This is a genomic window from Actinomadura kijaniata (assembly GCF_014138665.1).
GTDB lineage: Bacteria > Actinomycetota > Actinomycetes > Streptosporangiales > Streptosporangiaceae > Spirillospora > Spirillospora kijaniata.
The window spans coordinates 136,454-156,090 of sequence record NZ_JACJIA010000008.1; the positions used below are offsets into that span (position 1 = coordinate 136,454).

Below are 19,637 nucleotides of genomic sequence, written 5' to 3' on the forward strand. Positions count from 1 at the left end.
CGCCTCCCGACCGCCGCGGGGACGCCGGGCGGGCGGCGCGGGGCCCGAGCCCGTCGCCGCTCCCGCCCGCCACCGCGTCCCTCGCCCGCCCGTCCATCCGCTCGCCGTTCCCGTTCACGCTTCCACCGCCTCGACATAGCCCGAGGCTCTGCCGTTCCCCGAGACGCCGCCGGCCATCGGGTCGTAACCGTCGGGCCCGCCGGCCTTGCGCTGCTCGTGGAACGCGAGGATCTGTAGTTCGATCGACAGGTCGACCTTACGCACGTCGACCCCCTCCGGCACCGTCAGCACGACCGGTGCGAAGTTCAGCACGCTGGTCACCCCGGCCGCCACCACCCGGTCGCACACGGTCTGGGCGGCGGCCGCGGGGGTGGCGATCACGACGATGGACACGCCGCGCTCGGCGATGATCTCCTCCAGCCGGTCGATGTGCTCGACCGTCATGCCGGAGATCTCCTGACCGATGACGGACTCGTCGGCGTCCAGCAGGCCCGCCACGCGGAATCCGCGGGAGGCGAACCCGCCGTAACCGGCCAGCGCCCGGCCCAGGTTACCGACCCCGATGATTGCCACGACCCAATCCTGGGTCAGGCCGAGTTCACGGGAGATCTGGTAGACGAGGTACTCCACCTCGTAGCCGACGCCCCGGGTGCCGTAGGAACCGAGGTGCGACAGGTCCTTGCGGAGCTTGGCGGAGTTGACGCCGGCGGCGGCGGCCAGCTCCTCGGAGGAGACCGTCGCCACACCCCGGTCCTGGAGCGCGTGCAGGGCCCGCAGGTACACCGGCAGGCGGGCGACGGTTGCTTCGGGGATGCCGCGCTCGGCGCGGTCGCGAGTGCGGTTCTGTCGAGATGTCACGGCCTGCTCTTCGGGGGCTCGACGCTGGGGACGGGGCCCGAAAACAACCCCTGACCGAGGCCGACTGGTCTCCCGGTCTCCCCCGGATTCGGTACGAGCCGGGGCCTCGTCGCCCAGGGCTGTCCACCAGATTAAGCCTTTGTGAATAGGCGCACAAAGTCACCCCCCGGTTGCGCATGTCGCCCGGCGATCGGGAACGACAAGGAAACCGCAGGTCAGAGGGGTTCAAGGGGGGCCCGGCACGCTCCGGGCGGACCGCCCGCGACGGCGGGGATGTGACTGACGAGACATTCCCGCTTCTCCGTCTCGGCCGCTACCGGCCGTTCACCGCGACCTGCGCAGTTCCTCGACGGCGGCGCGCAGCCGGGCCTCGTCCACCCGCCAGAAGTCGTGCTGGACACCGTTGATCAGCGTGACCGGGATCTGCTCCCAGTACTCGCGGTGCAGCTCCTCCGACCGGGTGATGTCGCGTTCCTCCCAGGCCACGCCCAGGTCGGCGGCGACCCGCTCGATGACCGCCCGCGCGTCGTCGCACAGGTGGCAGCCGGGCTTGCCGAGCAGCGTGATGGTGATGGATCCGCTCACGGGCGCCCTCCCGCCGGCGGGGCGAGGGGGGTGCCGCCGGTGGACGTGGCCGGGGCCGGCGGGCCCGGGATCCCGGGGAGCTTGGCCGCGCCGAGCCGGAGCTCGATGACGTTGGTGGCCAGCACGTGCGTGCGGGACTCGGCCATGAACCGCTGGAGGTGCTGCTGGCGGCGGTGCGCGGCGAACGCGGCCTCGTCGCGGAACAGCCAGTAGAAGATCCGCTGCGTGGGCGCGCCGACCACCTCGTGGCAGGCGAAGATCAGCGTGTCGGGCTCGGCGGCGCGGGCCGCCCGCACCAGGTCGGCCGCCAGCCGGTCGAACGCCTCCTCGCGGCCGTCCAGCAGCGTGTAGACCGTGATCTGGCCGCAGGCCGCCGACAGGTCGGCCCCGGCCGGGACGGGCAGCGGGGTCTCGCCGGTCGGGGGGCGCAGCCCGTCCACGGTGGTCGGCGGGGAGGGCTCGGCGGGGAAGCGCAGCTCCTCGGCCTGGGGCTCGGGGAAGCGCAGCTCGCCGCGCTTGGCGCGCTTGCCGACCGGAGCGGGGGCCGGAGCAGGGGCGGGGGCGGGCCGGGGCGGCTCGGGCTGCCGCTGCGGGCCGGTGTAGCCCTGCTCCTCGTAGCCGGTGGCGGGCTCGTCCTCGTAGCCGTCGTCGGCGTAGCCCTCCTCGTCGTAGACGGGGATGGTCCGCATCGCGCCGTACCAGACCAGCCCGGCCGCGCCGCCGAGCGCCACGACCGCGACGAACCCGGGCAGCAGGCCGCGGGTGCCGCCGACCACCAGCGCCCCGGCCAGGGCGACCAGCGCGATCGGGATCAGCAGGTCGGCCGCCTCGCGGTCCTGCTTGCTCGCCAGCACCGCGGTGACCGCCGCGCACGCCACCAGGGCGAGCACCGCGACCACGTGGATGCCGTCGATCAGCAGCAGCGGGATCGCGTCGTAGGTGTCGCCCGGCTTGGGAAGGCCCTTCGTGAAGGCGCTCCGCTTGAACGGGTCCAGCGCCAGGATCACCATGGCGACCACGGTGTAGGACACCGAGAACAGCCAGGCGGCGAACCGCACCTGGACCGGACGGGCGATCAGCTCCACCATGCCCAGCGCCAGCCACAGCGGCGCGACCAGCGCGGCCCCGACCTCCGCCACGCGGAACAGCAGGCCGTTGAACCCCAGGAAGAAGCCCGCGGTCAGCGCGAGCAGCGCCAGGGACAGCCCGACCAGGGTCACCGACCACGCGATCAGGTAGAGGAGCCGTTCCTTGGAGGCGCGCTGAACCAGCAACCCGGTGGCCATTAAGGCACCCAGGGTCGCCACGAGCGCGATTAGAGCTTCCATCGCGCCCCATGGTGCCCGATGCGGGCCGTTGAGGGGTAACCGCTCCCCGGCGACCGGCCGGAACGGGCCCGGCGGGGCAGGCCGGAGCGGGCGGGCCGCCACCGACGGATCGTTCGTGTAGGCGGTTCCCGGACATACGAGGCGTCACACCATTGCCTGCCGTGGCCGCCGGTACCTAGAGTGGCAATTCACGTCGGAGGTCGCTTACGCCCCGAGGAGAACTGCATGAGCAGCTTGACCCTCGATGTCCCGGTAGCGGCGGTCCCGCGGCCCGCCCGACCGGGTGACGCCCCGCTCTCCCGACCCGGCGACGCGATGAAGTCCCTGGTCCTGCGCGCCCGCGAGGGCGACGCCGAGGCGTTCGGCGCCCTCTACGACAACTACGTGGACCTCGTCTACCGGTACGTCTACTACCGGGTCGGCTCGCACGCGCTGGCCGAGGACCTGACCAGCGAGACGTTCCTGCGGGCGCTGCGCCGGATCGGCGACTTCCACTGGCAGGGCAAGGACTTCGGGGCCTGGCTCGTCACCATCGCCCGCAACCTGGTCACCGACCACTTCAAGTCCGGCCGCCACCGCCTGGAGATCTGCACGGCCGAGCTGCTGGAGCCCGACCTCCCCCAGGAGGGTCCCGAGCGCGCCGTGCTGGACGCGATGACCCGGCGCACGCTGCTGACGGCCGTCCGCCGCCTGGGCTCCGAGCAGCAGGAGTGCGTGGTGCTGCGCTTCCTGCACGGGCTGTCGGTGGCGGAGACGGCGCTGATCATGGGCAAGAAGACCGGCGCGATCAAGGCGTTGCAGTACCGCGCGGTGCGGTCGCTGGCCCGGATGCTGCCGGACGATCCGCGCGTTCCCTAGGGACGGCCGTAACCCGGGGTCCGGGTCGCTCGTTGTCGGGGCACCACCGCTTCACCGGGGGGACCGATATGAGGAGGGCCCGTCTCAGCGGGCGGCGCGGGATACGGCGGACCCGTCATTCCCTGACCGGTATGCGGTCCGGCCTGCCCGCCCCCGACCCGCGTTTCCGCGACCGGCTGCGCGAACGCCTGGTCGCCGAGATGACCGTTCACCGGAACGCCGAAAGTGAGGACCGTCCCATTCAAGGACGAACACCGGGGCCCGACACCCGTGCTGGCTAAGCTCGGCACCATGCGGCTTTTCTGGCAGCGCGGCAAAGAAGAGGACCCGGTCAGCGCGGGCGAGGCGGCGGCCGCGGCGGCGGCGGAGCCCGAGCCGCTGCCCGAGCCGGACCCGACGGCGGCGGCGTTCTTCGACGTGGACAACACGATGATGCGCGGCGCGTCGATCTACTACTTCGCGCGCGGCCTGGCCTCGCGCAAGCTGTTCACGATGCGGGACCTGGCGATGTTCGCCTGGGGGCAGGCCGCGTTCCGGCTGCGCGGCACCGAGAACGCCGAGCACATCGGCAGCGCCAAGGAGATGGCGCTGGCGTTCGTCGCCGGCCAGAAGGTCGACGACCTGGTCCGCCTCTCCGAGGAGATCTACGACGAGGTGATGGCCGACCGCATCTGGCACGGCACCCGCCGCCTCGCGTTGCAGCACCTGGACTCCGGCCAGCAGGTGTGGCTGGTCACCGCCACCCCCGTCGAGGTGGCCCGCACGATCGCCCACCGGCTGGGGCTGACCGGCGCGCTCGGCACGGTCGCCGAGACCTCCGGCGGCGTCTACACCGGCCGCCTGGTCGGCAACCTGCTGCACGGCCAGGCCAAGGCCGAGGCGATCCGCGCGCTGGCCCAGCGCGAGGGCCTGGACCTGGCCCGCTGCTCGGCCTACAGCGACTCGGTCAACGACCTGCCGATGCTGACCGCGGTCGGCTACCCCCACGCGGTCAACCCCGACCCGGCCCTCCGCGAGCACGCCAAGCAGAACGGGTGGCCGGTGCACGACTTCCGCACCGGCCGCAAGGTGACGATGGTGGCCCTCCCGGCGGCGGCCGGGATGGGGGCGCTGGCCGGCGGCGTCGCCGCCGGGATCGCCCTGCGGCGGCACTACCGCTCCTAGCGGCCCCGGGGGCCTAGAAGAACGCGGGGCCCCGGCGCAGCAGCGTGTCGTAGAGCATCTGCTGGACCGTCTCGCGGACGTGGTCGGTGAGGTTGAAGACCGTCATCGGGTCGTCGGCGGCCTCGGGCCCGTAGTCGTCCAGCGGCATCGGCTCCCCGAACGCGATCATCCACTTGGACGGCAGCGGGAGCAGCCCCGCCGGTCCCAGCCACGGGAACGTCGGGGTCACCGGGAAGTACGGCACGCCGAGCAGCCGGGCCAGCGGCCTCAGATCGGCGATCTTGGGATAGATCTCCTCGGCGCCGACGATGGCGCACGGGATGATCGGCACGTTCGCGCGCAGCGCCGTCTCCACGAACCCGCCGCGCCCGAACCGCTGCAACTGGTAGCGCTCGCTGAACGGCTTGCCGACGCCCTTGAAGCCCTCGGGGAACACCCCGACCAGCTCGTCCTTGGCCAGCAGCCGCGCCGCGTCGGCGGGCGAGGCCAGCGTGTGCCCGGCCTTGCGCGACAGGTGCCCCAGCACCGGCACCTGGTAGATCAGGTCGGCGCCGAGCAGCCGCAGGTCGCGTTCCAGGTGGTCGTGCACCGCGACCGACAGCATGATCCCGTCGAGGGGGACGGTCCCGGAGTGGTTGGCGACGATGAGCGCGCCGCCCTTCTGCGGGACGTGCTCGGTCCCGGCCAGCTCCACCCGGAACCACCGCTCGTAGAGCACCCGGGCGGCGGGCAGCAGGACGTTGCGGTTGAGCTCGGGGTCGAAGCCGAACTCGTCGACCTCGTACTCGCCGGCCAGCCGCCGGCGCAGGAACGCGAGCCCGGCGGCGGCCCTGCGCTCCAGCGGGTGGCGCTCGGCCGGCTCCTCGTCCTGGCGGGCGGCGTTCAACGGGATGACCCGCGCCCCCCGCTCGGCGGGCTGTTCGTCATGAAGCTGCGCGTTCACTGCGCCTCCCGCTACTCGCGGCCCAACACCGTGGTCAGTCGGTCCAGCAGGGCCATGGGAACGGTGCGTCCCAGCCCCTGCGCGGACACGAAGTCGGCGAACGCCGCCTCCGAGCCGTACTTGGGCCGCCAGGCCAGCTCGTTCACCAGCGTGGTGGTGTCGACGACACGGCCGTAGGCGAGCAGGCGCTGGAGCTCGGGCGAGAACCCCGACATCCCCGCGAACCGGCGGCCGGCGTCGCCCAGCATGGCGAACGACGGCGCCGGGACCGGCACGAACGAGCGTCCGGCCCGGCGCAACGCCTGCGAGAGCAGCAGGACGCCGTCGCCCGCCACGTTGAAGCACCCCGGATGGTCCTCCACGGTCATCCGGCGCAGCACCTCGATGCCGTCGTCCTCGTGCACGAACTGCAGCCGGGGGTCGAACCCCAGCACCGTCGGCACGACGGGCATGCGCAGGTACCGGGTCAGCGGGGAGTCCACGCCCGGACCCAGGAAGTTGACGAAGCGCAGCACCGAGACCGTCAGGTCCGACCGGCGGCGTTGCAGGCCCCGCACGTAGCCCTCGACCTCGACCGCGTCCTTGGCGTAGCCGGAGGTGGGCGGCTCGACGGGCTCGTCGCGTTCGGCGAACACCGCCGGGTCCATGGGCGAGGACCCGTAGACGGCGGCCGAGGACCGCACGACGAGTTTGCGCATGTCCGGCGACCGCTGGCACGCGGCCAGCAGCTGCATCGTGCCGATGACGTTGAGTTCCTTCACCCGCGACCGGGGGCCGGACGGGGCCGTCACCAGGTTGAGGTGGACGACGGTGTCGACCTCGGCGGAGGAGATGACCTTCGCGATGCTCGGCGTGCGGATGTCGACGCGGACGAACTCGGTGCGGCCGAGCGACGTCGTGGGTGGGACCGTGTCCACGCCGATGACCCGCTCGATACGCGGGTCGGCTTGGAGGGTGTTGGCGACCCGCGCCCCCAGGAAACGGGAGACTCCCGTGACGAGGACGACACGGGCCGCAGTGGAGGGCATAGAGGACACTGTGCGCCCCACCCCTTACGGCTCGGTGGCCTGCGTGTTTACTTCTTGTTGCGGCGCTGGATGCGCGTCTTCTTCAGCAGCTTGCGGTGCTTCTTCTTGGCCATCCGCTTACGACGCTTCTTGATGACGGAGCCCACGAGACCTCGCTCGGCAAATCGGGTGTCTTACAGGAGAAGGACATGCCGCAGCCGAGCATCGACTCGGTTGACGTGCACAGTCCGCTGCCCAAGGGTACCGCTGAGCCGACGCCGTTCGGTCCGCGGAGTGATCCGCACCGTTCCCATGTCGCCCGCCGTACCCTCAACGCCTCTTGACACTCCCCCGAATTTCCGGGAAACGAACCCCCAAAAGATGACTGACAGGTCACACCTGGTCGCCGGCGCAGGCCGCCGCCCGCGGCCGCCTGTCCGGATGCGGCACGGCCGGAACGGGCCCGGCGACGGGGTTCGGTGGTGCGAGCGGACGCGCTCCCGGCCCGGTCCGCGGATCAGGGCGCGGGGATCGAAGCCGTACGCCCCCTCGGTGACCCCTCCGGGTCGGCGGCGAACGGCATGGCCGCGTCCCTCGTGGGTGTCCCCTCCGACGGGCGGCCCCTTGATCACACAGGAGTGTGGACCGTCCCGCGCCGACCCGCGACGCCACGGGGCGCCGCCCCGGGGGAGTCAGGCCGCCGGGCCGTCCTCGGGCCAGGCGGGTCGGGTCCGGCGGATCGCCGCCGCGAACCGCCGCCGCGCCGTCATGGCGCGCAGAGCCATGTGCCCGGTGTCGGGGCACCGGGGAGACGCCTGTCGCCCCCGATCCCCCGGACACCGGGTCCGGCGGGTCGTCTGCCGTCTTTCTCGCCCGCAACGTCCCCGTGGGGACGCCGTTAGTTCCCCTGTAGCCGTTTCCCGGCCGCCGGCGTGGACCTTGCGGTCCCTGCCGGCGCCCCCTGCGCGGCCGGGTTCGGAGGGGGGCGGGTCATGGCCCGTTCCCCGCTCCGGGAACGTCCCCGCGTTCGCGGGGAGCGCTCACCCGGCCTCGATGAACGCGTCGCGCAGGTAGTCGTGTACGGCCTGTTCGGGGACCCGGAACGAACGTCCCACGCGGATCGCGGGCAGTTCTCCCGAGTGGACGAGGCGGTAGACGGTCATCTTGGACACCCGCATCACCGCCGCCACTTCGGCCACGGTCAGGAATCTGACCTCGCTCAGAGGTCGCTCGCCTGAGCTCATCGGACGCCCTCTTCCACACGTGCCGCGCACCGGCCCTTTGGGTGACTTTGATCACGCACGTGTACTTCCCCCAGCGTAAATCGTGTACCGACAGTCGCAAGAGGGGAGTTCCTGCCATTTCCGTATCCAGCCTGTCCCGGAGGCCACACTGTTATCACGTACGGAGCGTTGACCTGACGGGACGGACCGTGGCGTGACGATGAGTTGTAAGGCCGGAACACGCGATGACCTGCGACTCACGCGGGAGCGGCGGACGTGTGCCAACCCATCAGCCCCGTTACGGCCGTCACGTCACACGCTGTGACGCCTGTGGGGTCGCTCCAGTGAGATTCTCAGGGGGCCCGGGGGTCACCCCAGACCGGCACGTGCCAGGAGGTAGGCCGTCAAAGGGGCGTAATGGTGCGGTGATACGCCGTCGTCGAGGGGCACCACGACCGTGATCTTGCCCTCGGCGGCCCCCACGAACAGCGCCGGGTCGTTACAGTCAGCGAAACCGACCGCGTCGATGCCCGCCTGTCCGGCCGCACCGGCCCAGCCATGGTCGGCGATGGCCAGATCCGGCCATTCTCTGGAATTCGCCTCGCCGGTGTACTCCGGAGGGGTCCCAGGAGCGTCGGTCCCGTTCAGGGCGTCGAGCATGGTGTTCATCGGGGCCGCGTCGTGGGTGTGATGGGTACGGCCGTCGTCGCCCTCCAGCATCGCCACGCCGCCGTCGGCGTAGACCAGCCGCCGCGCCTCGCGGCCGTGGGAGGTCTCGACCTGGTACTCCCAGCCCGCCGCCGGGGTCAGCACGCGGCAGCCCGCCTCGGTCAGCGCCCGGGACAGCGCCTGGTAGACCGGGGTGAGCGTGGCCGGGTGACCGGTGGCGATCACGACGTTCTCGCGGCGGCGCGCGGCCAGGCCGACGCGGGCGGCCATCGCCTCCAGCGCGTCGATCGTCAGCTCCGGGTCGATGGTGTCGTCGCCGTACAGGTGCATCGGGTCGGCGCTCACGCCGCACCGCTCGACCATGATCTCCAGGATGTCGCGTTCGGTGTAGGAACGCTTGAACTCCAGGCCGAACTGGTAGTACGGGTCGCCGTTGGCCATGCGGCGGTAGTGCAGCAGGTTGTTCTGCCGGGGCGTGGCGACGTCCCCGGCGATCATCGTGCGGAGCAGGTGGGCGCGCAGCTCCTCGCGGGTCGGCGCCATCACACGTCCGTCATCGGGTCCAGGCCGTGTTCCGGGAACACCGCCCGCCGGGTCGCCAGCACCGCCTGGTCCACCGGGTTGGCCGGGTCGAAGCCCGTCTCCCATGTGCGCACCTCCACCTCGGTCGTTCCATCGGTCATGCGGCGCGGCGCGACCTCGTCGGTGCGCTGCCGGACGAACTCGCGCCACGCGTCGGGGGTGGGCGTCTCGGGGGCGATCGGCAGGCCCGCGGCCTCGGCGATCAGGTGCGTCCAGGCGCGCGGGACGACCTGCACCAGCTCGTAGCCGCCGCCCCCGGTGGCCAGCCAGCGCCCCCCGGCGACCTCGTGGGCGAGCGCGTGCAGCCGCCGGTAGGCGGTGCGCTGGCCGTCGAGGGTGAGGATCAGGTGGGCCAGCGGGTCGAGCGCGTGCACGTCGGCGCCGTGCTGGGTGACCAGGACCCGCGGCGCGAACGCGCGCAGCAGCGGCGGCACGACCGCCTCGAACGCGCGCAGCCAGGCCGCGTCGCCGGTGCCGGGCGGGAGGGCGACGTTCACGGCCGTGCCCTCGGCTCCGCTCCCGCCGGTCTCGTTGGGGAAACCCGTGCCGGGGAACAGCGTGCGCGGCGTCTCGTGCAGGCTGATCGTCATGACGCGGGGGTCGTCGTAGAACAGGGCCTGCACGCCGTCGCCGTGGTGGACGTCCACGTCCACGTACGCGACGCGTTCGGCGCCGTTGTCCAGCAGCCAGGCGATGGCGAGGGCGGCGTCGTTGTAGACGCAGAAGCCGCTGGCGGCCCCGGCCATCGCGTGGTGCAGGCCGCCCGAGACGTTGACGGCGTGCTCGGCGCCGCCCTCCCAGACGGCCCGCGCCCCGGCGACCGACGCGCCCGCGATCAGCGCGGAGGCGTCGTGCATGCCGAGGAACACGGGGTTGTCGGCGGTGCCGATGCCGCGGCCCGGCTCGGGCAGGCCGGTCGCGCCCGCGTGCCGGACGGCGGCGATGTAGGACTCCTCGTGCACGCGGGCGAGGAGCTTGTCGTCGGCGGGCTCGAACGCCGTCACGCGCACGTTCGGCCGGTCGAACAGGCCGTACTCGCGCGCCAGCGCGACGGTCAGCTCGACCCGCACGGGGTTCATGGGGTGGCCGGGACCGAAGTCGTAGCCGGTGAGCCGGTCGTCCCAGAGGACCTGGAGACCGCAGTTCGCCGGGGGCGCGGGCTGCGCGGCACTGCTCATGGCCTCACGGTATCGCCCCCGCCGATCCCCCTGTCCAAGTGGCATAGATCACCGCGTTCCGCTACCCAGCGTGCGCGCCCCCGCACGTTAGCCGCTTTGCTCCCGTTCCAATCGGACGGCTTCGACACAAAGTTGTGACGTGAACCACCCTCGCCGAGTGGGCATCTCATTAACACAAAGGAAACAGAGCAAATGGGGCTGAGATGGACACACGCCCACCCGCTCCGCAGCCGGCGGAGGTGACCCCTCTGCCGCTGTCCGCGCCTCCCACCCCCGAGGCCGACCCCCGGAAACCCCACGAACGTCGCCCGAGCGCCCGCAGCCTCCTGGTCACCGGCGCGTTGCGGCTGGGCGCACGCCCGTTCATCCATCTGGTCCCCGGCCACGCGCGCACCCTGCGCACCGCCCGCACCACCGTGGACGCGGCCTCGCTGCTGATGCGCCCGACCTCCCGGGTCCACATCCGGCCACTGGTCGACCCCCGCGTCGAGACGGACCGCGCGGAACGCCCGGTCGCCGGCGAATGGGTCGTGACCCGCGAGGGCGAGCGGACGGCGAGCGGCGCGATCCTCTACCTGCACGGCGGCGCGTACGTGGTGTGCTCGCCGCGCACCCACCGTCCGATCACGTCCCGCCTGGCCCTGGACACGGGCCTGCCGGTGCTGGTCCCGCGGTACCGGCTGGCGCCCGAGAACCCGTTCCCGGCCCCGCTGGAGGACGCGGTGGCGGCCTACCGCTGGCTGCTGGACCGCGGCGTCCCGGCGTCCGGGATCGTGATCGCGGGCGACTCCGCCGGGGGCCACCTGGCCGCCGCGCTGACCGGCGAGATCCTGCGCACCGGCCTGCCGCGCCCCGCCGGGACGGTGCTGTTCTCCCCCTGGGTGGACCTCACCTGCGAGATGTCCACGCGCGCCCAGCGCCGCGCCCGCGACCCCTACATCTCCGCCTACGCGGCCCGCCGGGTCGCCCGCCTCGTAGTGGGGCCAGCCGGATTCGACGACCCGCGGCTGGCCCTGCTCGCCTCCCCCTGGACCGACGCGCCCCCGATCCTCATCCAGGTCGGCGGCGCGGAGGTCCTGCGCCCGGAGGCCGAGGCCCTGGCGGAGGCGCTGACCAGGGCGGGCAACGACTGCGAACTCCAGGTCTGGAAGGGCCAGATGCACGTCTTCCAGATCCTCAACCGCGTTCTCCCGGAGGCGAGCGCGGCCATGCGCGAGACCGCCCGGTTCGTGCGCCGGGTGGTCGCGGCCGGGACCACGGCCACCGAGGCCGTCGCCTGACCGGAGGCCCCTCGCGTCCCCGCCCGGCCCGGAGCCGCGGGGCCGCGAGGGGCCTCGCCACGTGCCCCGGCGGGCCTCAGCGGCCCGTGCGGGCGGAGGGCCGGGAGACCTGGTCCGGCTTCGCCTCCCGGATGGCCTCGATCTTCGCGTCGAGGTCGCGGTCGCCCTCGAAGACGTGGTCGCGCGGGGCGGTGAGCAGGCGTACGCGGCCGTCGGTCAGCAGCAGCGCGACCCGGCGCATGCCCCATCTGCGGGACGCCCGGACGTCCGCCACCCGGCCCCAGGGGATGCTCTCGGCCAGCAGGTAGCCGCGCAGTTCGAGACCGGACGTGGAGACGACCGTGGCGCGCCGCCGCTCCAGGAAGTACATCGTGACCAGGTACGCCACGAGCAGCGCCTCGAACGCGAGCACGCCCGGGGAGCCGCCGCTCGTCAGGTCGTGGGCCCCGGCCCCCGCGACGATCGCGGCCAGGAACAGCCAGCCTCCCGCCTGCCAGAAGCCGGAGACGAAGGTCAGGAGCCGCCGGTCCGGAGAAACAGCTTGATCGATCACGATACGTAAAACGTCGGTACGGAACGCGATAATTCCTGGTAGAGGTCACTCGGCGCGGAGCGCCACCACCGGGTCCAGGCGCCCCGCGCGCCGGGCGGGCGCCACCCCGAAGAAGACGCCGACCGCCGCCGAGACCGCGAACGCCAGCGCCGGGGACCACCACGCGATCGTCGCGGGGACCGGCGAGATGGCCGAGATCGCCAGGGCCGCCCCCACGCCCAGGGCGATGCCCGCCGCGCCCCCCAGCGACGTCAGCAGGACCGCCTCCAGCAGGAACTGGGACAGGATGTCGCGCTGGCGGGCGCCCAGCGCCTTGCGCAGGCCGATCTCGCGGGTGCGTTCCCGGACGCTGACCAGCATGATGTTCGACACGCCCACCCCGCCCACCAGCAGGGAGATCGCCGCGATGGCGGCCAGGACGCCGGTGAGGGCGCCGAGGACCGTGCCGATCGTGCCCAGCAGCTGCGTCTGGGTGATCGCCGAGAACTCCTCGCCCCGGTAGCGGCGCTGCAGGGCGTCCACCACCGTCTTCCGCAACGCCGGAACCGCCTCCTTCGTGGGAGCGCGGACGGCCAGGAAGTCCACCCGTTCCACGCCGAAGAGGCGCTGGGCGGCGGTCACCGGGATGTGGACCTCGGCGTCGCGGCTCTGCCCGAACGTCTGCCCGACCTCCTCGAACACCCCGATCACCCGGAAGCGCGCGCCACCCGCCACGGTGATCTGGCGGCCGACCGGGTCGGCGTCCCCGAACAGGCGGTGCGCGACCTCCGAGCCGAGCACCACCACGCGGCGGCGCGTCTCCACGTCGGTGCGGCTGAGGTAGCGGCCGCGGCGGAGGGGCCGGTCGAAGACGTTGCGGAGGTTCTCGTTGGCCCCGACGATGCTGGAGTAGAGCTGCCGGTGGCCCGCCCGGATCGTCTCGCCGGAGTTCAGGGCCACGGCGATGGCGCTCTCGTCGCCGGTGATCCGGCCCAGATAGGCCACGTCGTCCAGGCGCAGCCGGCTGATCGACGGGGCCGCGCCCAGCGACAGCTGGCCCGGCGCCACGAAGATGATATTGGAGCCCAGCCCCTCGATCTCGCGTTGCACCAGGTCACGGGCACCGGACCCGATCGCCACCAGCACCACCACGGCGGCGACCCCGATCACCACGCCGAGCATCGTCAGCGCGCTGCGCAGGCGGTTGACGCGCAGCGCGTCCACCGCGACCCTAAACGACTCCCCCGCCCTCACACCTCCTCACAGGAACCACCATCGCCCCCCGGGACATCGCCCCCCACCGAAGCACCCCTTCCCGGAAGCACATCCCCTCCCGACGGGCCATCACCTCCCAACGAGGCGCCGCCTCCCGGCGGAGCGTCGCCTCCCGGCGGAGCGTCACCTTCCGGCGGAGCGTCACCTTCCGGCGGAGCGTCACCTCCCGACGGGTCGTCACCTTCCGGCGGAGCGTCGCCTCCCGATGGGGGGTCGTTTCTCGGTTGGGTGTCGCTTCTTGGTGGGGTGGGGCCTTGGAGTGGGGTGGTGTCGCGTTCGTCGCTTTCGATCATGCCGTCGCGTAGGTGGACGCGGCGGCGGGCGCGGGCGGCGACGTCGGGTTCGTGGGTGACCAGGACGATCGCCACGCCGCGGTCGCGGTTGAGGCGTTCCAGCAGCGCCATCACGTCGTCGCCGGTGCGGGTGTCGAGGTTGCCGGTGGGTTCGTCGGCCAGCACCACGCCGGGGTCGCCGACCAGGGCGCGGGCGATGGCGACGCGCTGCTGCTCGCCGCCCGAAAGCTGGCCGGGCCGGTGGTCCAGGCGGTGGGACAGGCCGACGGTCGCCAGGGCCTCGGCGGCGCGGCGGCGGCGTTCGGCGCGCGGAACGCCCCGGTAGACCAGCGGCAGCGCCACGTTGTCGCGGGCGCTGGTGCGGCCGAGCAGGTGGAACGACTGGAACACGAAGCCGACGCGGGCGTTGCGGAGTTCGGCCAGCTCGGTGTCGGAGAGGCGGGCCACGTCGCGGCCCCCGACCCGGAGGACGCCGGTGGTGGGGCGGTCCAGGCAGCCGAGCAGGTGCATCAGGGTGGACTTGCCGGAGCCGGAGGGGCCGACGACCGCCACGTACTCGCCCTCGTCGATCCGCAGGCTCACCCCGCGCAACGCGGTGACCTCGGTGTCACCCGCGCGGTAGGTGCGGGTGACGTCCACGGCCTCCAGCGCCGGCGTCACGTCGCGAGTTCCTGGCCCTGCCGCACGGCGTCGGCGCCGCGGACGACGATCCGCTCGCCCTCGCGCAGCCCCCGGGTGACCTCCACCGTCGTGTCGCCCTGCGCGCCGAGGCGGACGGTCCGGCGCTGCGCCCGGCTTCCGGCGACCACCCAGACGACCGAGTCGCGTCCGCTGTTGACGACGGCGGCGGACGGGACCGTCAGCACGTCCCGCACCTCGCGCACCCGCAGGTCGACGACGGCGCTCATGCCGGGTTTGGGCCAGGGCGCGCGGCCGCCGCCGGGGAGGGCGCCGCGTTCGAGGGAGAGGGTGACCTTGTAGGTGACGCCGCCGCCGCTGGCCTGCTGCGGCGTCGCGCCGACCCCCGTGACGGCGGCGGTGTAGGCGCCGCCGGGGACGGCGTCGAGCTCGACGTCCGCCCGCACGCCGTCGTCGACCTGGAGCACGTCGGTCTCGTCCACGTCGGCCGTCAGCGTCAGCTTCGAGGTGTCGGTGACGGTGACGACCGCGTCGCCCGCGGAGACGGGCGCGCCGGTGGCGACGGCGGGGGCGTCCTTGGCCGCGCCGCCGCCGAGGCCGCCGAGCGCGGCCAGGCCGTTGGTCCCGCCCGGCCGGCCGAGCTGCTGGGGCAGGCGGTCCAGCAGGCCGCCCAGGTCGGGTGCGCCGCCCGCCGGGCCGCCGAGGCTCACCACCCCGTCGAACGGCGCCCGGATCGTCAGGGCGCGGACGGTGCGTTCGGCGGCGCGGACGGCGGCGCGGGTCTGCACGCGCTGCGCCGCGGTGATGGAGGAGATCGCCGTGCCGACGCTGCCGAGCCCGGCGTTCAGCCTGGCCACGGCGGCGCGGGCGGCGGCGGAGGCGGTCCGGTACTCGCCCTCGGCCTTGGCGATCCCGGCCAGCGCGTGCGCGCGGTGCCTCGGGTCGGGGATCTTCGCGGCGACGTCGCGGGCGGAGTCGAACCCGTTCCTGGCCGTCCGGTCGATCCCGCGCTGGAACGCGGTCAGGTCGATCCCGGACGGCGGCGCCCCGCCGGAGGAGGCGCCGTCGGCGGCACGGGCCTGGGCGAGCTGCTCCCGCGCCGCAGGTGAGTCGATCCTGGCGAGGACGTCGCCCTCCTCGACGCGGTCGCCGTCGGCGACGTACAGCCGCCCGACCGTCCCCTCGGCGGGCGAGCGGACGGTGGCGGTGGCCCGCGCCGCGACCGTCGCGGGGGCCTCGACCACCTCGGTCACGTCCCCCCGCGTCACCGTCCCGATCCGGAACCGGTCGGGCTCACGGCCGCCGCTGCACGAACCGACCGCCCCGGCGGCCAGCGCCGCGGCCATCACCAGGGGGAGCAGGCGCCCGGTAGCCACGAGGGCATAGTAAGAACCCGGTTACCGGGCGGACAGCCCTCACGAGCGGCCTCATCAGGCCACCCACGGGAACGCCCTCGTCACACCCGTGACCGTTCCCCCTCGCGTTCCCGCTCCGGGTCCCGCGTGGTGAGGAACCCGACCAGCGCGGCGAGCGCGGCCACGCCCTCCCCCACCGCGCTGATCGTCTTCTCGGCGTACCAGACCGGCTCGTGCATGTTCGGCAGGGGACCGAGCGCCCCGACGTCGACGAAGTAGTAGAGCACCACCGCTCCCAGCGCGCTCCCCGCCACCAGGAACGCCACCGCGTACGTCCAGCGGCGCGGCATCCCCAGCACCAGCACGGCCACCGCCGCCGCCAGCGCCGCCTGCACGTAGAACAGCCAGTCACCACGGATCGAGCCGCCTTGGACGAAACGCATCTCCGGCGCGAACACCCAGTGGACGACGGCGTCAGCGACGAGCCCGAGGGCCACGAGCACACGAAGCAGAATCCCCATACCCGTTACACGTACCAAACCCGCCCGCGGCTCAAAGCCCCCTCCCCGAACCCAGGAGCCCCCATTTCACCAGCCCTAACGCACCCCGGCATACGCCGCAGAGCCGCCTGCTCACCGCCCGGCACGCTCCACCGAGCCTGGCTGCCCTTCGTTTCGTCCTCGCCGAGGGCGTTTCTGGTGGATCTTCGGGGTGGCATCCTGCCGTCCTCCCAGCTCTGTGCCGTTGGTGCCTCGTCCTTGCGAAGGCCGTTCAGGCGTCGTTCGTAGGTACGGCGCAACCAGTCCTCTGGATCCAGCGGTGGGCGGGGGCGGCCGGAGGACGTCCCGCTGCTTCAACGGTGATGTCGATGGCCTGATTCTTTCGCAGGTTGGCGATTCGGCCGCTGGTGCGGGGCCGAGCGGGCGGATGACGATCAAGGTGCGTTGTCGTCCAGTGAGCTCGCGTGCGGAGAGGGCACCAGTGATGCGTGCGGTGCGGATCGACCGGTTCGGCGGTCCTGAGGTGTTGAACGTGGTGGAGGTCCCCGACGTCGAGGCGGGGCCGGAGGAGGTGCTGGTCCGCGTCGTCGCCTCCAGCGTCAATCCCGTCGATGGCAAGACCCGCGAGGGCGCCATCGGTGAGGGGACGCCGCCGCTGCCGATGACCCTCGGCTGGGACGTGGCGGGCGTCGTGGTCGATCCCGGGTCCAGTGGCCTCGGTGTCGGCGAGCGGGTGATCGCCATGTCGCACCAGTTGGAGTCCGGCCGGGGGACCTGGGCCGACCTGGTGGCGCTGCCCGCGAGCGCGGTCGCGGCCGCGCCGACCGCGCTCGGGCTGGTCGATGCGGCCACCGTGCCGCTGGCGGGGCTGACGGCTTCGCAGACGCTGGACTGGCTCGGGATCACCGGTGGCGAGCGGCTGCTCGTCACCGGGGCCGCGGGCGCGGTCGGCGTGCTGGCGTTGCAGATCGCCCGGGCCCGGGGCGCGCGCGTGGACGCGCTGGTGTCCCGGCCGGAGCAGGCGCAGGTCGTGCGCGGTCACGGCGCCGAACAGGTCGTCCTGGAGCCGACCGCGCTGGAGGAGCGCCGCTACGACGCGGTCTTCGACACCTTCGGGGCGTTCGTGACCGACGCCGTGGCCGACGGCGGGCGGTACGCCTCGATCGCCACCCAGCGGGGCCCGGTCCCCGACCTGTCCGGGCGAGGCGTGCGGACCACGGTGAACCAGGTCCGCGAGGACGGGGCCGGGCTCGCCGACCTGGCCGGACTCATCGACCGGGGAGCGCTGCGGCCGCGGGTGGAGGCCGTCTTCGGGCTGCACCAGGTGCGGGCGGCCGCCGAGCGGTTCGCCCGCGGCGGCCTGAACGGCAGGATCGTGCTGAGCCTGTGACCGCGATCCGGCCGGGCTCCCGGCAGGGGCGGGCACCCGCGCCGAGCCTCGCGCTCGGCCGCCAGGACGACCGCCCGCCTGCTCACGGCCTCGGTGAATCCGTCGCTCGTAGGCGCCGGCATGATCGAGTCGGGCCGCCGCAAGGGCGGGTCGTCGCGGGCGATCGTGGTGGTGGGTGGTTCCGGGTCAGCCGCCCGCCAGTTCGCGGCCTCGGTTGCGGGCGGCTTCGATGGCCTCCAGGACGGCGGCGCGGACGCCGTGCTTCTCCAGTTCGCGGATGGCGGCGATCGTGGTGCCGCCCGGGGAGGTCACCGCCTCGCGGAGCAGGACCGGGTGCTCGCCGGAGTCGCGGAGCATCACGGCGGCGCCCACGGCCGACTGGATGACCATCTCCAGGGCCGCGGCGCGGGGCATGCCGAGCAGGATGCCCGCGTCCACCATGGCCTCGACCAGGTAGTAGAAGTACGCGGGGCCGCTGCCGGACAGGGCCGTCGCGCCGTCCTGGAGGGACTCGGGGATGCGGAGGACCTTGCCGACCGGGGTGAGGAGCTCCTCGGCGAGCTTCAGGTGCTCCTCACCGGCGTGCGAACCGGCGGAGATGACGCTCATGGCCTCGTCGACCAGCACCGGCGTGTTCGACATGACCCGGACCACCGGGACGTCCTCGGGCAGGCGCTCCTCGATGAACGCGCTGGTGATGCCGGCGGCCATCGAGATCACGAGGGTCCCGGCGGGGATCCGGGGCCCGATCTCCTCCAGCAGCACGCCCATGTCCTGGGGCTTGACCGCCAGCACCAGGGTGGAGGCCCTGCGGGCGGCCTCGACGTTGGTGACGATCTCGATCCCGTAGCGCTCGCGCAGCAGCGCGGCGCGTTCCTCGCGGCGCGCGGTGGCCATCAGCTCCGAGGGTCGCCGTCCGGCGCGCAGCACGCCCGACAGCAGGGCCTCGCCCATCTTTCCGGCACCCAGAATCGCGATCATTTGCACACCTCAGCCAGGGTCAGGAACGCGGACCACCCTAGCGCCCGGACCCGGGACGGCTCCGGAGCGTCTCAGTTCTTGGACGCCACGGAGCGGAGGAAGAACGCCAGGTTGGCGGGGCGTTCGGCCAGGCGCCGCATGAAATAGCCGTACCACTCCGAGCCGTAGGCGACGTAGACGCGGACCTGGTCGCCCTGCTCGGCCAGGCGGCGCTGCTCCTGCGGGCGGATGCCGTAGAGCATCTGGTACTCGAACGTGTCCGGGTCGCGGTCGTGCAGGACCGCCAGGGCCCCGGCGATCTCGATCAGCCGGGGGTCGTGGGTGGCGAGCATCGGGTAGCCCCGGCCCGCCATCAGGACCTTCATGCAGCGGACGTAGGACTTGTCGACCTCGTCCTCGTCGCCGAACGCGACCGACTCGGGCGCGGCGTAGGCGCCCTTGCACAGGCGGACGCGGGACCCCTCGTAGGCCAGGTCGGCGCAGTACTCCTCGGCGCGCCGCAGGTAGGACTGGATGACCGCGCCGACGTCGGGGAAGTCGCCGCGCAGCTCGTGCAGGATGCGCAGCGTGGACTCGACGGTGGTGTGGTCCTCCATGTCGAGGGTGACGGTCGTGCCCGCGGAACGGGCGGCGGTGCAGACGCGGCGCGCGTTGTCCAGCGCCAGGCGCTCGTCGAGGGCCTGGCCGACGGCGGTGAGCTTCAGCGACACCTCGGCGCGGGAGCCGAGGCCGTGGTCGGCCAGGCGCTTGAGGAGCTCGGTGTAGTGCTCGACGATCTGCTCGGCCATCCGTTCGCTGCTGGTGTCCTCCCCGAGCACGTCCAGGGTGACCAGCAGGTTCTCGGCGGTGAGCCGCTGGGTGACGGCGAGGGCGTCGTCGATGGTCTCGCCGGCGATGAAGCGCCGTACCACCTGGCGGATCCCGGGCGCGGTCTCAACGATCTTCCGGACGCCGCCGCTGCGCGAGGCGACCAGGAGGGCCTGACGTAGCACTGCAA

At 73.0% G+C, this 19,637-nt stretch carries 20 protein-coding genes; 4 read left to right on the forward strand and 16 right to left on the reverse strand.

Translation table 11 applies throughout. The features are described 5' to 3' along the window. Nucleotides 1-114 precede the first annotated feature (114 nt). The 3 genes from HNR61_RS28090 to HNR61_RS28100 all read right to left on the reverse strand — a co-directional run bounded on the left by HNR61_RS28090 (nt 115) and on the right by HNR61_RS28100 (nt 2,729). Complete coding sequence (locus HNR61_RS28090; protein ID WP_067815158.1) at nt 115-858, reverse strand: redox-sensing transcriptional repressor Rex; 744 nt, start codon at nt 856-858, stop codon at nt 115-117. 324 nt (nt 859-1,182) lie between these two features. Then, on the reverse strand, nt 1,183-1,443 hold the full coding sequence (locus HNR61_RS28095) for a glutaredoxin family protein (RefSeq protein WP_182846195.1): 261 nt from the start codon (nt 1,441-1,443) through the stop codon (nt 1,183-1,185). Further along, nucleotides 1,440-2,729, reverse strand: a complete 1,290-nt coding sequence (locus HNR61_RS28100; RefSeq protein WP_246443876.1) for a putative quinol monooxygenase — start codon at nt 2,727-2,729, stop codon at nt 1,440-1,442. The genes HNR61_RS28095 and HNR61_RS28100 overlap by 4 nt, the downstream gene beginning before the upstream one ends. A 267-nt stretch (nt 2,730-2,996) precedes the next feature. Between HNR61_RS28100 and HNR61_RS28105 the strand changes: the two genes are divergently transcribed. Beyond that, entirely contained in the window at nt 2,997-3,629 is a 633-nt protein-coding gene (locus HNR61_RS28105) for a sigma-70 family RNA polymerase sigma factor (protein WP_182846197.1), read from the forward strand. Between the two features lie 291 nt (nt 3,630-3,920). Beyond that, on the forward strand, nt 3,921-4,793 hold the full coding sequence (locus tag HNR61_RS28110) for an HAD family hydrolase (RefSeq protein ID WP_182846198.1): 873 nt from the start codon (nt 3,921-3,923) through the stop codon (nt 4,791-4,793). Between the two features lie 13 nt (nt 4,794-4,806). Here HNR61_RS28110 and HNR61_RS28115 read toward each other — a convergent pair whose 3' ends face one another. The 6 genes from HNR61_RS28115 to HNR61_RS28140 all read right to left on the reverse strand — a co-directional run bounded on the left by HNR61_RS28115 (nt 4,807) and on the right by HNR61_RS28140 (nt 10,395). Beyond that, nucleotides 4,807-5,736: a lysophospholipid acyltransferase family protein gene (locus tag HNR61_RS28115; RefSeq protein ID WP_182846488.1), complete on the reverse strand. Its 930-nt coding sequence runs from the start codon at nt 5,734-5,736 to the stop codon at nt 4,807-4,809. Between the two features lie 11 nt (nt 5,737-5,747). Further along, entirely contained in the window at nt 5,748-6,764 is a 1,017-nt protein-coding gene (locus HNR61_RS28120) for an NAD-dependent epimerase/dehydratase family protein (RefSeq protein ID WP_182846199.1), read from the reverse strand. A 47-nt stretch (nt 6,765-6,811) separates the two neighbouring features. Beyond that, on the reverse strand, nt 6,812-6,910 hold the full coding sequence (locus HNR61_RS28125) for a 30S ribosomal protein bS22 (protein WP_018654693.1): 99 nt from the start codon (nt 6,908-6,910) through the stop codon (nt 6,812-6,814). 873 nt (nt 6,911-7,783) lie between these two features. Further along, nucleotides 7,784-7,987, reverse strand: coding sequence for a helix-turn-helix domain-containing protein (locus HNR61_RS28130; protein ID WP_026414196.1), 204 nt, complete (start codon nt 7,985-7,987; stop codon nt 7,784-7,786). Between the two features lie 348 nt (nt 7,988-8,335). Next, nucleotides 8,336-9,178, reverse strand: coding sequence for a phosphatase (locus HNR61_RS28135; protein WP_182846200.1), 843 nt, complete (start codon nt 9,176-9,178; stop codon nt 8,336-8,338). Next, complete coding sequence (locus HNR61_RS28140) at nt 9,178-10,395, reverse strand: acetoin utilization protein AcuC (protein ID WP_182846201.1); 1,218 nt, start codon at nt 10,393-10,395, stop codon at nt 9,178-9,180. Before HNR61_RS28140 ends, HNR61_RS28135 begins: the two co-directional genes overlap by 1 nt. 203 nt (nt 10,396-10,598) lie before the next feature. On the opposite strand from HNR61_RS28140, the gene HNR61_RS28145 reads away from it, so the two are divergent. Beyond that, entirely contained in the window at nt 10,599-11,675 is a 1,077-nt protein-coding gene (locus HNR61_RS28145) for an alpha/beta hydrolase (protein WP_182846202.1), read from the forward strand. A 76-nt stretch (nt 11,676-11,751) separates the two neighbouring features. Here the strand turns inward: HNR61_RS28145 and HNR61_RS28150 are convergent, their stop codons facing one another. The 5 genes from HNR61_RS28150 to HNR61_RS28170 form a co-directional block, all read right to left on the reverse strand. Next, a complete protein-coding gene (locus tag HNR61_RS28150) occupies nt 11,752-12,228 on the reverse strand; it encodes a hypothetical protein (RefSeq protein ID WP_182846203.1) in 477 nt (158 codons plus the stop codon). A gap of 45 nt (nt 12,229-12,273) precedes the next feature. Next, nucleotides 12,274-13,461: an ABC transporter permease gene (locus tag HNR61_RS28155; protein WP_182846204.1), complete on the reverse strand. Its 1,188-nt coding sequence runs from the start codon at nt 13,459-13,461 to the stop codon at nt 12,274-12,276. After that, a complete protein-coding gene (locus HNR61_RS28160; protein ID WP_182846205.1) occupies nt 13,458-14,435 on the reverse strand; it encodes an ABC transporter ATP-binding protein in 978 nt (325 codons plus the stop codon). The genes HNR61_RS28155 and HNR61_RS28160 overlap by 4 nt, the downstream gene beginning before the upstream one ends. Beyond that, nucleotides 14,432-15,790 carry an efflux RND transporter periplasmic adaptor subunit gene (locus HNR61_RS28165; protein ID WP_182846206.1) on the reverse strand — a complete coding sequence of 453 codons (1,359 nt, stop codon included), beginning with the start codon at nt 15,788-15,790 and terminating at the stop codon, nt 14,432-14,434. Before HNR61_RS28165 ends, HNR61_RS28160 begins: the two co-directional genes overlap by 4 nt. A gap of 80 nt (nt 15,791-15,870) precedes the next feature. After that, nucleotides 15,871-16,272 (reverse strand): hypothetical protein, encoded by a 402-nt coding sequence (locus HNR61_RS28170; protein WP_182846207.1) that lies wholly within the window; start codon nt 16,270-16,272, stop codon nt 15,871-15,873. A gap of 481 nt (nt 16,273-16,753) precedes the next feature. Here HNR61_RS28170 and HNR61_RS28175 point away from each other — a divergent pair, with 481 nt between their 5' ends. After that, nucleotides 16,754-17,659, forward strand: coding sequence for an NADP-dependent oxidoreductase (locus HNR61_RS28175; RefSeq protein ID WP_182846208.1), 906 nt, complete (start codon nt 16,754-16,756; stop codon nt 17,657-17,659). 186 nt (nt 17,660-17,845) lie between these two features. Here the strand turns inward: HNR61_RS28175 and proC are convergent, their stop codons facing one another. Then, a complete protein-coding gene (gene proC / locus HNR61_RS28180) occupies nt 17,846-18,640 on the reverse strand; it encodes a pyrroline-5-carboxylate reductase (RefSeq protein ID WP_182846209.1) in 795 nt (264 codons plus the stop codon). Between the two features lie 71 nt (nt 18,641-18,711). Next, nucleotides 18,712-19,632: a proline dehydrogenase family protein gene (locus HNR61_RS28185; protein ID WP_182846210.1), complete on the reverse strand. Its 921-nt coding sequence runs from the start codon at nt 19,630-19,632 to the stop codon at nt 18,712-18,714. Between the last annotated feature and the right edge of the window lie 5 nt (nt 19,633-19,637).

Coding starts and splice junctions, on each gene's coding strand:
- HNR61_RS28100 (WP_246443876.1), bottom strand. CDS start 2,729: ATGGCCACCGGGTTGCTGGTTCAGCGCGCCTCCAAGGAACGGCTCCTC.
- HNR61_RS28105 (WP_182846197.1), top strand. CDS start 2,997: ATGAGCAGCTTGACCCTCGATGTCCCGGTAGCGGCGGTCCCGCGGCCC.
- HNR61_RS28110 (WP_182846198.1), top strand. CDS start 3,921: ATGCGGCTTTTCTGGCAGCGCGGCAAAGAAGAGGACCCGGTCAGCGCG.
- HNR61_RS28120 (WP_182846199.1), bottom strand. CDS start 6,764: ATGCCCTCCACTGCGGCCCGTGTCGTCCTCGTCACGGGAGTCTCCCGT.
- HNR61_RS28130 (WP_026414196.1), bottom strand. CDS start 7,987: ATGAGCTCAGGCGAGCGACCTCTGAGCGAGGTCAGATTCCTGACCGTG.
- HNR61_RS28135 (WP_182846200.1), bottom strand. CDS start 9,178: ATGGCGCCGACCCGCGAGGAGCTGCGCGCCCACCTGCTCCGCACGATG.
- HNR61_RS28140 (WP_182846201.1), bottom strand. CDS start 10,395: ATGAGCAGTGCCGCGCAGCCCGCGCCCCCGGCGAACTGCGGTCTCCAG.
- HNR61_RS28145 (WP_182846202.1), top strand. CDS start 10,599: ATGGACACACGCCCACCCGCTCCGCAGCCGGCGGAGGTGACCCCTCTG.
- HNR61_RS28175 (WP_182846208.1), top strand. CDS start 16,754: ATGCGTGCGGTGCGGATCGACCGGTTCGGCGGTCCTGAGGTGTTGAAC.
- proC (WP_182846209.1), bottom strand. CDS start 18,640: ATGATCGCGATTCTGGGTGCCGGAAAGATGGGCGAGGCCCTGCTGTCG.